This window comes from Pseudomonas sp. NFPP07, assembly GCF_900115645.1.
Lineage (GTDB): Bacteria > Pseudomonadota > Gammaproteobacteria > Pseudomonadales > Pseudomonadaceae > Aquipseudomonas > Aquipseudomonas chlororaphis.
The window spans coordinates 425,860-438,694 of record NZ_FOXG01000008.1 but is presented as its reverse complement, the minus strand read 5'-3'; the positions used below and the strand labels follow the sequence as shown (position 1 = coordinate 438,694).

General features: G+C 61.6%; 13 protein-coding genes and 2 pseudogenes. 6 read left to right on the top strand and 9 right to left on the bottom strand.

Annotation, left to right across the window (positions count from 1 at the left end):
- Positions 1 to 250: pseudogene (locus tag BM019_RS22575) on the bottom strand (IS30 family transposase); the annotation flags it as partial.
- 122 nt (positions 251 to 372) lie between these two features.
- On the bottom strand, positions 373 to 1,296 hold the full coding sequence (locus BM019_RS22570; protein ID WP_092420449.1) for a LysR family transcriptional regulator: 924 nt from the start codon (positions 1,294 to 1,296) through the stop codon (positions 373 to 375).
- 178 nt (positions 1,297 to 1,474) lie between these two features.
- Here BM019_RS22570 and BM019_RS22565 point away from each other — a divergent pair, with 178 nt between their 5' ends.
- Positions 1,475 to 2,122: a hydrolase gene (locus BM019_RS22565; RefSeq protein ID WP_092420446.1), complete on the top strand. Its 648-nt coding sequence runs from the start codon at positions 1,475 to 1,477 to the stop codon at positions 2,120 to 2,122.
- 218 nt (positions 2,123 to 2,340) lie between these two features.
- Here BM019_RS22565 and BM019_RS31080 read toward each other — a convergent pair.
- Positions 2,341 to 2,530: pseudogene (locus BM019_RS31080) on the bottom strand (tRNA (adenine-N(1))-methyltransferase); the annotation flags it as partial.
- 109 nt (positions 2,531 to 2,639) lie between these two features.
- Here BM019_RS31080 and BM019_RS22555 point away from each other — a divergent pair.
- On the top strand, positions 2,640 to 2,927 hold the full coding sequence (locus BM019_RS22555) for a hypothetical protein (protein ID WP_092420443.1): 288 nt from the start codon (positions 2,640 to 2,642) through the stop codon (positions 2,925 to 2,927).
- 39 nt (positions 2,928 to 2,966) lie between these two features.
- Here BM019_RS22555 and BM019_RS22550 read toward each other — a convergent pair whose 3' ends face one another.
- From BM019_RS22550 to BM019_RS22540, 3 genes are all read right to left on the bottom strand, one after another.
- Positions 2,967 to 3,533 carry a histidine phosphatase family protein gene (locus tag BM019_RS22550; protein ID WP_092420441.1) on the bottom strand — a complete coding sequence of 189 codons (567 nt, stop codon included), beginning with the start codon at positions 3,531 to 3,533 and terminating at the stop codon, positions 2,967 to 2,969.
- Positions 3,534 to 3,683: 150 nt separating this feature from the next.
- Complete coding sequence (locus BM019_RS22545; protein ID WP_092420438.1) at positions 3,684 to 4,736, bottom strand: SDR family oxidoreductase; 1,053 nt, start codon at positions 4,734 to 4,736, stop codon at positions 3,684 to 3,686.
- A gap of 3 nt (positions 4,737 to 4,739) precedes the next feature.
- Positions 4,740 to 5,159, bottom strand: a complete 420-nt coding sequence (locus BM019_RS22540; protein ID WP_009044289.1) for an ester cyclase — start codon at positions 5,157 to 5,159, stop codon at positions 4,740 to 4,742.
- Positions 5,160 to 5,275: 116 nt separating this feature from the next.
- Here BM019_RS22540 and BM019_RS22535 point away from each other — a divergent pair, with 116 nt between their 5' ends.
- Positions 5,276 to 6,184 (top strand): LysR family transcriptional regulator, encoded by a 909-nt coding sequence (locus tag BM019_RS22535; RefSeq protein ID WP_092420435.1) that lies wholly within the window; start codon positions 5,276 to 5,278, stop codon positions 6,182 to 6,184.
- A gap of 69 nt (positions 6,185 to 6,253) precedes the next feature.
- Here the strand turns inward: BM019_RS22535 and BM019_RS22530 are convergent, their stop codons facing one another.
- Positions 6,254 to 7,018 (bottom strand): tetratricopeptide repeat protein, encoded by a 765-nt coding sequence (locus tag BM019_RS22530; protein WP_092420432.1) that lies wholly within the window; start codon positions 7,016 to 7,018, stop codon positions 6,254 to 6,256.
- Positions 7,019 to 7,219: 201 nt separating this feature from the next.
- Here BM019_RS22530 and BM019_RS22525 point away from each other — a divergent pair, with 201 nt between their 5' ends.
- Positions 7,220 to 7,720, top strand: a complete 501-nt coding sequence (locus BM019_RS22525) for a GNAT family N-acetyltransferase (protein ID WP_092420429.1) — start codon at positions 7,220 to 7,222, stop codon at positions 7,718 to 7,720.
- An 84-nt stretch (positions 7,721 to 7,804) separates the two neighbouring features.
- Here BM019_RS22525 and BM019_RS22520 read toward each other — a convergent pair whose 3' ends face one another.
- Both BM019_RS22520 and BM019_RS22515 read right to left on the bottom strand, forming a co-directional pair.
- Positions 7,805 to 8,476, bottom strand: a complete 672-nt coding sequence (locus BM019_RS22520; protein WP_092420426.1) for a class I SAM-dependent methyltransferase — start codon at positions 8,474 to 8,476, stop codon at positions 7,805 to 7,807.
- 101 nt (positions 8,477 to 8,577) lie between these two features.
- A complete protein-coding gene (locus tag BM019_RS22515; RefSeq protein WP_092420423.1) occupies positions 8,578 to 9,561 on the bottom strand; it encodes a TerC family protein in 984 nt (327 codons plus the stop codon).
- Positions 9,562 to 9,988: 427 nt separating this feature from the next.
- Between BM019_RS22515 and lptA the strand changes: the two genes are divergently transcribed.
- Positions 9,989 to 10,540 carry a lipopolysaccharide transport periplasmic protein LptA gene (gene lptA / locus BM019_RS22510; protein ID WP_092420420.1) on the top strand — a complete coding sequence of 184 codons (552 nt, stop codon included), beginning with the start codon at positions 9,989 to 9,991 and terminating at the stop codon, positions 10,538 to 10,540.
- Between the two features lie 167 nt (positions 10,541 to 10,707).
- Positions 10,708 to 12,618, top strand: a complete 1,911-nt coding sequence (estP, locus tag BM019_RS22505; RefSeq protein WP_092420417.1) for an esterase EstP — start codon at positions 10,708 to 10,710, stop codon at positions 12,616 to 12,618.
- The last annotated feature ends 217 nt before the right edge of the window (positions 12,619 to 12,835 follow it).

Below are 12,835 nucleotides of genomic sequence, written 5' to 3'. Positions count from 1 at the left end.
TGGAACGGATCGAGTTACCTGCCACCACTGCACGCGAAATCTCTTCGCGCTCAGCCAACGTCAGAGCCAATCTGGACCTGCGGCGTACAGCGGGTCTGATACCGCCTGTTTCCGCCAAGATGCGCTGTATCGATGAATGGTTTCGATCAAATAGTTGGGCTATGTGCTGGAGAGAGTCGCCTTTCTGCCAGTGATCCCACATCAGTTTTTTCTGGCTTTCGGTGTAATAGATCCGAGGTCTCTGCTTCATCTGCAACACTCCTTCTGCTTACACAGAATTTAGTTGTGTTGCATCGACCGGTTGAATCCACAGTTGCCTTCAGACCTTCGAACGGTTGAATCCACAAGGCATGTCTGTCGCTCCTCCTTTGCTCAGCTACATGCCAGCGCATCATCCTGATGTGACAGCGGCTGCACCGCCAGGTGCGGAGTTTCGCCGAAGAACTCGATCAGCAGTTCAGTGAGCACACGTATTTTCCGGGCTGGATGCGGACCAGGCGGGCGGATGATGTAGGCACCCGCCGGAGGGGGTGGATGGTTTGTCATGATCGGCACCAGTGCGCCGGATGTCACGTGTTCATGGATGAGGCAGTCGGGCAGGTAGGCGACACCGAGGCCGGCGGTCGCGGCGGCGACGAGGGCGGTGCCGTTGTCGGCCTTGAAGCGTCCTTGCGGACGAACCGTGATGATCTTGTCGCCATCCATGAATTGCCAGGCTTCGGTGCCCTGCATGAGCGCCTGATGGGCGATCAGTTCATCCGGTGTCTCGGGTGCGCCGTGGGCCTTGATGTAGTCGGGGCTCGCGACGAGCTTGCCGTAGACCGGGCCAATCCGCCTTGCGATCAGATTGGAGTCCTGCAGATACCCCACCCGGATGGCGCAATCGTACCCCTCGGCAATGAGGTCAACGAAGCGATCGCTGTAGCAGGTCTGGATGTGCAGCTCTGGATGACGACGTGCCATTTCCGCCAGCATCGGGGCGAAGTGAGTCGGGCCGAACGATAGCGGGACGGCCACGCGCAAGCGGCCGCGAAGGGCGCCGGCGGGTAGGATAGTTTCCTTGGCGATGTCGATCTCGGTGCAGACTCTGGCGGCGTAGTCCCGGAACGTCGCGCCGGCCTCAGTAAGTGCCGCCCCGCGAGTGGAGCGTGCCAGCAGTTGCACGCCCAGTTCGGTTTCAAGCCGAGCCAGGCGGCGACTGACGATCGATTTCGACACGCCAAGACGCAGTGCAGCCTGCGAAATGCCCCCGGCATCAGCCACGTCCACGAAGGTTTGTAGTTCTTCGATATCCATTCTAGCGTTCCCCTTTTCGCGACACAGCACGTCGCGTGATGCTACTACTGCATCGAAGATAGGAACAGCACAATGGATTTTCCAGGCACGGCATCATTCGCACGTGTTCTGGAATCCATCAGTCGCACAGGCTCCGGCCTTTTCACAAACGTGCGTCACCCATGAAAAGGATTTGCCAATGGCAAGCGAGACTCTCCGCAACCCCAATACCGATCAGCTACTGACCCCGGAAAATTCGGCGTTGATCATCATCGATTATCAGCCTGTTCAGGTTTCTTCGATCCGCTCAATGCCGCGTGATGAACTCGTCTTCAACATCACCAGCGTCGCCAGGGCGGCGCTCAACTACAACCTTCCGATCATCCACTCGACCGTCAATGTCGCGACCGGCCGCAACAAGCCGCCGATTCAGGAGCTGCAAGAGGTGCTCGGCCATCTGCCGACCTATGACCGCACCTCGATCAACAGCTGGGAGGACACGGAATTCAAGCAGGCAGTCAAGGCGCTCGGGCGCAAGAAGCTCATCATGACTGCGCTCTGGACCGAAGCCTGCCTGACATTCCCGGTGCTCGACGCGATCCAGGAAGGCTATGAAGTTTATGTGCCGGTCGATGCGGTTGGCGGCACATCGCTCGCCGCACACGAGGCGGCGTTGCGCAGAATGGAACAGGCGGGCGCGAAGCTCATCAGCCGGGTGCAGATGTACTGCGAACTGCAGCGCGACTGGGCGCGAGAAGTGACCGTGCCGGGCTTTATGGGCGTGTTCGAGAACTTCGACGGGTTCAACGCTGAAAAGGCTTTGGTTGAGGCGGACAAGAAGGCCTGATTAGCGGGCAGTTGATGAAGGTAGCGCTCGCAAAAGCGGGCGCTGCCTTTATTTTTTGTAGCAGCGCTGCGACCAGCGCACTGGCCGATGAGAGTTGATTTTCCAACTCTAAACGTCCTAGTCCAAACGTCTGCTTCTGGCCGATTCCAGCCTATCGCGACGCTCAGCAAACGCCCCCATCCCGCCTCGCATCCGCCAGCCACTCCATCAACCATGCTGTACAGCTCCTTGGCGCTGTAGGTCATCGGCCCGGCGCATCGGCGACGTTGATTTCGTAATTGAAGCGGTTTTCCCGCGCTACTTCCTTGTCCAGGATGCGGTAGCCGTTTTCCATTAGCCATTGGCGCAGCCGCTGTTGGGATGCTGGACCGGGCGCTCCTGGCCGCTGTCGAGGATGTCGCGAATCGTCCAAGAGGAGATGTACCTGACCACGCAATCTTGTGCTTATATCGCCCGTCTCGAAAAAGGCCAGGAACATCAGGATGAAGACCCAACGGCTGCCAGCGATGCCGCGCTCATGAAAACACTGTTGATCGCAGCCACCTTGACGCTCCTGGCGGTGTTCTATGTCGGTTATTACCAGGCGCTCGAGGATGGCGACATCGAGACGATCGTGTTCATAAAGCAGCACCCGACGCTTCAAATGAAGTTCTACAACCTGCACGCCAACGATGGCGAGATCAGGAAAGTCGAGCGCCTCACCGAGCAGGAGCGACGCTGGATCATCGACTACTGTCGCTACCGGCTGGGCATCGACACCACGTTGACCCGCCAGGAGGAGGTGGAAACCTGTGGGAAAAAATAGCCATGGATTGAACGCCCGGAATGCTCCGCCGGCCACCGCCTAAACACCGCCATACCGATACACCGTCGCACTCCAATAGCGGCTGCCGCCATTAGGTGTCTGGCGAACCCATCCTTGTGCCTCCAGTTGCCTGGCGATCAGCCGATTCATGAAGCCATGGCCGAGCAGCAGAACCGATCCGTCGCTGGCGAGGGTGTGAAGGCGTTGCGCGGCGGTGTTGGCGCGGGTCTTTGCAGTGGCGGCGGATTCGACGCTGGGCGAGTAACCGCACAACCACAGGACCCGAAGGATAAATGCCCAGGTAAACGGCGATAGCCGTGGCCGTTTCCAGCGCCCGTAAGGCAGTTGCGCTTCACTAAAAAGCGCGTCGACCAGGGCGGGTTTCAGGCCCAGCGCCTGGACAGACGTCAGTGCCCGCGGTGCGTTGCTGGAGACAATCACCCTGGCGGTGGCGGCGAGTTGCAGGCTGGCCTGGGGGACGGGTTGTTGGGTGATTTCACAGCGGTTGTAGTGTTCGATCCAGTCCTTCATATCGAGCGCGGACAGTTTGTCGGTGGCGTCCAGCTTTGGCTGGCCGTGGCGCATCAGGATGATTTCCCTGTTCATGGTTTTTACTTCCCTGGAGGCTTGCGCCGAAGGTGCGCGAAGCGCGGTCGCGGGCACTCGAGGCATCTCTCGGGTGCCGGCGCGAAACCGCAGCAATGCAAGGCAAGACCAGCGGCTTTGAGGCTCGACGGTCACGCCATCGGCAACAAGTCAGTCTTCGGCCATGACGCGGGCGTGTCTCGCACCCTGGGTTTCAAACCAGTCGCGGTCGCGGTACCACGCCACGGTGTCGCTAATCGTCAGCTCCAGCGCCCGAAAGTTCAGGCCCAGCTCCTGTTCGCTCTTGCGGTGGTTGAAACGGCTGCGATCCTTCTCCCGTACCAACAGGCGCAAGGTGGCCAGGCTCAGCAGGATGGGCCTGCCGGTCAGGCGCGCGTAGACCTCCTGCACCGCCGCCAGGGTGTAGAGAAGGGGCAGCGGCACGTAGCGAGCAGGGGTCTTGACCCCCGCGATACGCCCGAGCACAGGCACCAGCTCGGCCATGGTCATATGCCGGCCCGCCGCCAGATAACGTTCGCCTCGCCGCCCGTGCCTGGCCGCGGCAATCTGCGCCAAGGCCACATCGCGGGCATCGACGACGGAAAAGCTGCCGGGGATCAGCCCGGGCAACTTGCCGTGCAGGACATCGTTGACCAACTGCCCCGAGGAGGTCGGGCCCAGGTCGCCAGGGCCCCACATCCAGCCCGGCAGGACCATGCAGGCCTGCATCTCGGGATGGGCTTCGAGGAACGCCAGGACGGCACGGTCGGCGAGGATCTTGCTGCGGTAGTAGCCGTCCGCGTTGGCGTCGGTGCGCAGGCAGGTTTCATCGATGGAGCTGCCAGGCGCGCCGTCGAGCACGGCAATCGAGGAGGTATGGATGAACCGGCGGATACCGGCACGGTAGGCCTGCTCGAGCAGTTCCCGGGTGCCGATGACATTGATCTTTTCCAGTTCCTGCCAGTGGCTGCCGCCCTTGTAGTTGTCGCGAAAGAACGCCGCGGTGTGAAACACCGTATCGCAGCCTCCCAGGGCCGCGGCGAAGGCCTCGACATCGCCCATGTCGCCAACGACCAGTTCCACGCCCGACAGGTTCTTGAACTGCTGTTCACCCTTGGCCCTCGAGCGCACCAGGGCCTTGACCGCGCAGCCACGCGCGAGCAATTCACGCACCAGGTTGTTGCCCAGCAAACCGGTGGCGCCAGTCACGAATGCACGACGCATGGCTCAACCCTCACTCGGTTCGGCTGACGGCATCAACACCGCGCTGTCGAAGAACACCTCTTGATGGATGGCCAACCCGTCCTTGAAGGTGAAGTGTGCGGCGTAGTGCACGGCAATAAAGCGTCCATGGGGTGCAAGCACCCGGTCCGGCAGCACCAGGGGCGCTGCAAAGGTGCCGCTCAGCATGGCCGTCAGCGCCAGACGATCGGCTCCGACGGCGAACGGGTTGAGGATCACATGGGCATCGGGGAAGGCTTCGAACAACGCGGTTTCTCGTTGGCGCATGGCCTCGCGGCCCACTTGTATCCCCATGCCATCGAGGTAGGTGAAGTCTTCGCTCACCAGCGCCAGCAGCGCCTCCATATCACGGCGGTTGAAGGCATTGGCGGCGTGTTGCGCATAGTCGTTGGGGCCAATCGGCATACAGTCCATTCCAGTCGTTTCCAGGGCCTGTAGATATACCGTCGAGCCCCCTCTCGAAAAACAGCGACTCCTGCATAATGGCTTTGCATATATGCAAACCAGGGAGCAGATCAAACATGGTGTCGGAAGCGAATTGGGACGATCTTCGCCTGTTGTTGGCCGTCTCGCGGCGTGGCAGCTTTCTGCAAGCGGGCCAGTTGCTGGGGATTGCGGCGTCTACCGTGTCCCGTCGGTTGACCCAGCTTGAGGAGGCCCTGGGCGAGCCGCTCGTCGAACGCGGCGTCGAAGGATGCCGGTTGACCTCGCGGGGCCAGTCCCTGGTGGAAGTCGCCCAGGCGGCGGAAGCGGGCTTGAGGCGGCAAAGCGTGACCGGCATGTCCGCGCGGGACAGCGAGCTGTCGGGCAGTGTCCTGGTCAGTGCGGGAGAGGGCTTTGCGTCGTGCGTGCTGGAGGCGGCGAGTCGCTTCACCGCGCTTCACCCGCGTTGCACGGTGGAATTGCTGGTGGCCGCCGACTTTCACAAGATCGTGCGCGGCGTGGCCGACATCGCGGTGCGCACCGCGCACCTGGGCGAGCCGTCATTGATTTATCGACCCATGGGCCGGCTCGCCTACGGGGTCTTCGCCGCTGCGGATTATCTGCGGCGGTTTCCACAGGTGACGCCGGCCACGGCCGTCAATATCGGCCTGCTGCCGCCGCTGGACATGTTGCCGCAAGTGCGCGCGGCCAAGGCCGCCGGCCTGGAGCGCGCGCAGATCAGCGTGAACTCGTTCGCCCTGCAGCTGGACGCGGTGCGGCGTGGCCTGGGGGTGGCAGTACTGCCGCGGGTGCTGGCGAAGGACTTGATTGAGTTGTTCACGGAGCTCCAGCTTCCCGATATGGAGGTCTACCTGGTGACCCGGCCACAGGCCTTGAAGCAGGCTCATATCAGCTGTTTCTTTGCCATTGTGCAGCAGGTGCTGCTTGAAGCCCTTGCCCTGGAGACGGTTGAAAGTGACGCCTCGGGGGCGAGGGCTGAGGGGTGAAGCGATCCCGGTTTTCCTGTGTGTTATGCCTGATCGGCAGAGAGCGGTCAGAAGCGGGCACTCGGACACTCAACCCTGCACCAGGTAGGCTCCGGACGGAACCCGATCGCGCAGCTTCTTGCATTTGCCGGGTTTGGGCTGATGCCCCGGCGGGCGATCGGGAAACCAGATTCGACATTTACCCGGAGGCGGCCGATGGCCACGGGGAATCTCAATCTCGTCGTACGTGGGGGCTGGCTCGGCGGAAGTCATTCGCAGTTGCCCTTCGGGACTTGGCCTGTCACCCGTCGGCCAGTTCGCTGCGTTCTCCGCCGCTTCGCGGGTGAGGGTCTCAGTGCGGCGTTCAGTGTCCGGCGTGGGCTGCTCGGCGGCGACAGCTTCTGCTGCACGGCGCCTTTTAACCTCTTCTTCCAGGCCCTCCCGTACGGCAACAAGACGCTCGTCGGCGTTGGGTGGGTTATTCGACGCCAGGGCCTTCTGCGCCGCCTGGATCAATTGGAGGTTGCGATTGCGTAACGCGAGGTTGCGACCAACCCGCATGTTGGAGCGCGTCGCCAGCGCTTCAGCCTGCTGATACTGCCCTTGCTGAAGGCGCAACACACCGAGGTAGTGCAGCGTCGCGGGATTGTTCGGCTGGATATGCAGGGCCCGCTCCAGCGTGGCAGCGGCCTGGTCCAACTGGCCATCCGCATACTGCTGCGAGGCGGATTCAATCAGGGTTGTTGATGCGTTGTTACTTTGCTGAGAGGCTTTGCGCTCGGCCGCAACCGAACAATGCGACGCGGCTGCGCAGAGCGCCAGGATCAGACCCGGCAGAAAACTCTTGGTTGGCATCAGGGGGCAGACTCGGTTGATCATCGACGGCACTGGCGTAAAACAGGCCTTCAGCGCTGCTCGGCTGGGGTTTGTTCACTGTCCCGTCATGACCGATGAAGGGGCTCCTATCGACCTGGCCAGTAATCTGAAGTTCCCGCAGGAACGGCCAACAGGTGGGCAGGTCCGTGCAATTACTCATGAGAAAAAGCAGAGGTGTGTATGCCGCCATTCAAAATACGCGAGCTAAGCCGTACGGATACGCAAGCGCTGCTGGCGTTCGAAACCCGGAACCGTGAGTGGTTCGAATCCCATATCGAGGCGCGCGCCCCGGCCTTTTATTCGTTGCAGGGCGTCGCCGAGCATATCGCGGGCTACCTGGCCGATTTCGCCGCTGGCACCTGGCATCCCTGGGTGATCGAGGATTGCAGCGGAAACATCATCGGTCGCGCCAACCTGAAAAACATCGATACCGCGCAGCGCTCCGCCGAAGTCGGCTATCGGATTGCCCAAAGCGCCTGCGGCCAGGGGCTCGCGACACAGGCGCTGCGGCAGTTGATCGAGCAAGCGCGGACGCGCTGGCAACTGACGCAGCTGGTGGCTTATGTCTACCCGGAAAATCTCGGCTCGACCAAGGTCGTGGAACGCTGCGGGTTCTTGCCGGAGCAGCCCGCAGAAGACGGCAAGGCGGGAGCCGAGCGCCGATTCGTTCTCCCGATCTAGATAAGGGTTGTGGCCCTTTACCGCACTCGCGACTCTGACTGCTGGCCTGTAACCGCTACGTCGTGTCAGTCAGACGGATAGCGCTTACCCGCGCCGCTCGGCCACCAACAGCAACGACTGCGGCACCGGGCTTTGCGGGTGCTGCGGTTCCTGCAGGCTGGCGAGCTGGAAGCCGGCCATGTCCAGGGCGTTGAGCCAGCTGGACAGGGTGCGGAAGTACCAGGGCATGGGTTGCCACTGGCCCTTGAAGCCGGCGAAGGTCTCTTCGCGCCAGCCATCCTGATAGTCGCCGGCCGCGGCGCTCCACGGATGCAGGGTCTGGATCGCCAGCGCGCCGCCGGGGGCGAGCAGGGCGTGCATGGCGGCCAGCAGTGGGATGATGTCCTGGTGCAGCAGGGCGAAGTTGGCGCAGATCAGCTCGTAGTCGCGGCCGATGTCTACTTGCGCTTCCACCAGCGCTGCATAGCTGGCCACATGCACCGTTGCCGAGCCTGCAGCGCGCGCGGCCTCCACCAGGGCCGCATCGCCATCTACCCCGACCGCCTCGACGCCCCGTTGCGCCAGGGCGCGCAACAGCCAGCCCTCGCCGCAACCCAGGTCGAGCACCCGCTCGGGCTGACGGCCCAGCACCGCCAGCAGGATCGCCTGGTCGGTGACCTCGACGCGGCTTTGAATGGCGCCGCCGCGGATGGCGTCGATCCAGGCCTGGGCGTTGTGCTGCCAGCTGTGCAGCAGGGTGGATTCGGGAGTGGGCATGTCGATATCCAGCGTCAGTGGTGGAGGCTACGGGGTCGCTAGCGCTGACGTTAGCAGGCAGGGCGCCCGGGTCCAATACGTCGTTCGCCGCTCAGGCGTTCCTACGGGGTTCGCATCCGGTCCTCGTCAGGCGATTTGCTGCGACTGGTGATCAGGCTCAGCAGCACCGACGCCAGAATGATTCCGCCGACAGTGGCCAGCGACCATTCCACCGGCATGTGCAGCCAGGGCATCAGCGTCATCTTGGTGCCGATGAACACCAGCACGATCGCCAGGCCGTACTTGAGCAGGTGGAAGCGCTCGGCCATGTCGGCCAGCAGGAAGTACAGGGCACGCAGGCCCATGATCGCGAAGATGTTCGAGGTGAACACAATGAACGGATCGGTGGTGATGGCGAAGATCGCCGGGATGCTGTCGACCGCGAACATCAGGTCGCTGGCCTCGATCAGCACCAGCACCAGGAACATCGGCGTGGCCCAGCGCCGACCGTCCTGCCTGACGAAAAAATGCTCGTCATGAAAGCCGCTGGTGATCCGCAGATGGCCCTGTATCCAGCGCAACAGGGGGTTCCTGGCGAGGTCGGGCTGCCGATGGGCGAACAGCAGCATCTTGATCCCGGTGATGATCAGGAACACGCCGAACGCATACAGCAGCCACGCGAACTGCGACACCAGCCACACGCCGGCGAAAATCATCGCTGCGCGCATCACGATCGCTCCGAGCACACCGTACAGCAACACCCGGCGCTGCAACTCCGGGGGTACGGCAAAGTAGCCGAAGATCATCACGAAGATGAACATGTTGTCGATCGACAACGACTGCTCGATCAGATAGCCGGTAAGGAATTCCAGGGTCTTGCGTTGGGCGATCTCTGGCCCGAACTCGCCTTGCAGATACCACCAGAGCAAGCCCGCGAAGGCCAGCGCCAGCGTGGACCAGGCAATCACCCAGCACGATGCTTCGCGTACCGATACGCGATGGGCCTTGCGTCCGCCGAGGACAAACAGGTCCAGGGCCAGCATGGCCAGAACGAAGGCGATGAAGGCGAACCACATCCAGGGTTCGCCGATGTGCAGGGACTGCATGCCGTTCTCCCGGTCTGGGCGTGTGCTGGAGCCAACGGTTCATGCTAGTGGGGAGATCGCCGTGAAGAAAAATCGATTATTCCTGAGCCATGGTTCGTTATTTACGAAGTGTCGCTGAAGGTTCTGCCACGAGTTTCATTCGGTCAGCAAAAAAAGGTCACGCCAGCCCGACGTTGTGGTGACCGGAGGGGGCACGGGAAAATCGGGCCCAGCTCGGTGGGCCTTTGCCTCAGTGAGCGCCAGACGCCTTGTTCAAGTCGCTTTCGGCCCATTCGGTATAGACGCAGGCGTCGGCTGCTACCTGCTGCTGTCCAGCGCTCTTCAGAACAATCTGAATCTCCATTCCCTCATTTTTTACGAGACCAAGATCGTGCATTGTGGCGGCTCGAATCGGTGGCGCTTTCAAGGGGGTGATTGAGTGGACAGCATGAGGTTCGTTAAGACCTTCCCTATTTTGCTTGGCCTGGGTATCTCACTGGGAAGCATGAACGCCTGGGGGCTGCCGAACGACAGTGAGCAACTCATTCGAGTTCAGGCCGACCGCAGTCAGATTGATAACAAGCAAGGTTTTGCTACTTATACCGGCAACGTCATCATTACCCAGGGTTCGATGAAGATCACCGGCGACACTGTGACTATCGTCATGAAAAAGGGCAGTCATAACGAGGTCGATGTCGTTACCTCCGTGGGCAACCTGGCCTACTTCGAACAATTGCAAAAAGCGACAGACCCTCAACCGGTCCAGGCATATGCCGTGACCATTCAATATCTGACCCAGCAGAACCGCATCATCCTGATCGACAGAGCCAAAGTGATCAGCGCAGGCAATACCACCTCGGGTGAGAAAATTGTCTACGACACTGTCAAGCAGATCGCCAGTGTCGGTCGCGGCACCGGTAGCAAGATCACCGAGTCGCGCCCACGGGTCAACATGGTCATCCAGCCGAAAAAGAAAAATGAAATGCAAAGGGCCCAGTAATGGGCACCGACAAGATCACCCCTTAGGCAACGCTCACGACCTATCAATCATCAGCTGCATCGGGGGGATTGCCTCCTTCCGGCATATGGCTCATGGCCATAGCTCAATTGTAAAAGTTTTTGGTACTGTCGTTTCGTTCTCTAAAACAACAAAAAATGGACTTACTCATGATTAGAAAGACGTTGTTCGTACCGCTTGCCAGCAGTCTTCTGTCCCTGGCCTGCGCTCAAGCGATCGCAGCCCCTTCCCCCTATTCCAGCTTTATCGTGTTCGGCGACAGCCTCAGCAGTTCCGGGCAGGTTGCCGACCCCGGCGGTCCCGCGGGGTCTTCTTATCGCGCGACCAACCGTACGGGGCCGGTCTACCTGGACGGCAGTGGGGAAGAATATTCCGCTGTTGCCCCGCAATTGCTGGGTGCCAGACTCGGGTTCTCGGCCGACCAGCTCGCCGGTTCGACCTCGGCCGCCCGCGCCAGGGAAGGCCTGCCTGATGGCGACAACTGGGCGGTCGGCGGTTACCGTACCGACCAGATTCTCGATTCGATCACCACCACCTCTACTGTTGGCGGCCGTAGCCGTCCCGGTTATCTGCCGTCGAACAACTTTCGCGCCGACCCGAATGCCCTCTACTACCTGACCGGTGGCGCCAACGACTTCTACCAGGGGGGGGCCACGAGTCTCGGCCAGGCCGACGCCGCGGCCGGCCGCCTGGTCGACAGCGTGCAAGCGCTGCAACAGGCTGGTGCCCGCTACATCATGGTCTGGCTGCTGCCTGATCTCGGCCTGACCCCATTGCTTAACGGCACTGCGCTGCAAGCATTTACCTCGCAGCTCAGCAACCGGTTCAACAGCGAGCTGGTCCGCCAGTTGCGCACGGTCGATGCCCAAGTCATTCCCCTCAACATCCCGGCGCTCTTGAAAGAGGGGTTCGCCAATCCGGGGCAGTTCGGCCTGGCCACCGATCAGAACCTCATGAGTACCTGCTTCAGCGGCAAAGGCTGCACGGAAAACGCCCGCTATGGCATTCACAGCGCCACGCCGGACCCAAGCAAGCTGATCTACAACGACGCGGTCCACCCCACCGAAGCCGGCCAGCGGCTGATCGCCGATTACGCTTACTCCTTGCTGGCGGCGCCCTGGGAAATAACCCTGCTCCCGGAAATGGCCCAGGGCACCCTGCGCGCGCACCAGGATGAACTGCGCAACCAATGGCAGGCCGACTGGGAAAACTGGCAGGGCGTGGGGCAATGGCGGGCGATTGTCGCCGCGGGCGGCCAGCACCAGGACTTCGACAGCCAGCGCAGCGGCGCCAGTGCCGACGGTAACGGTTTGAACCTGAACATCGGCGGCAGCTACCGGCTCGATGAGGCCTGGCGAGTGGGTGTGCTGGCCGGCGCCTATCGGCAGAAGCTCGAGGCGGGCAGCAACGACTCGGACTACAAACTCAACACCTACCTCGGCACCGCCTTCGTCCAGTACCAGCAAAACCGCTGGTGGGCCGACGCGGCAGCCACCGCCGGGCACCTGGACTACGACAACCTCAAGCGCAAATTCGCCCTGGGGCCCAATGAGCGCGGGGAAAAAGGCGACACCAACGGCGACATCCTCGCCTTCAGCGCTCGCCTGGGCTACGACATCGCGCAGCAGGCCAGCAGCCCGTGGCACCTGTCGCCGTTCATCAGCGCCGACTACGCGCGGGTCAAGGTCGACGGTTATTCCGAGGACGGCAACGACTCCACCGCACTGACCTTCGACGACCAGAAACGCACCTCGCGGCGCCTGGGCATCGGCCTGCAGGGCAAGTACCAGATCACCCGGCAAACCCAGGTGTTCGGCGAAATCGCCCACGAAAAGGAATACGAGGACGATACCCAGAAGCTGACCATGGCCCTCAACAGTCTGCCGGATAACCGCTACACCCTCGAAGGCTATACCCCGCAGACCAACCTCAACCGCCTGAACCTCGGGGTCAGCCACAAGCTCACCCAGGACCTGGCCTTGCGCGCCAGCTACAACATCCGCAAGGACGATGACTTCACCCAACAGGGCATCAACGTCGGGGTCAGTCTCGACTTTTGAACCTGAACCGCAGGCCATAAAAAACGCTGCCCCCGCAAGGAGGCGGCGTTTTTTTATCGCACTGCGGCACTGGCTGTTCACCCCGGGCGGCGACAACGTCACCGACCCGTACCTGGAGAAGGTCAACGCCTATGCCTTCAGCGGCACCTGGCGTACAGCTCCTTCTCGCCCTACGGCTACAGCGGCGCTGTTCTGCTGCCAAGGTTGCCTATATCGG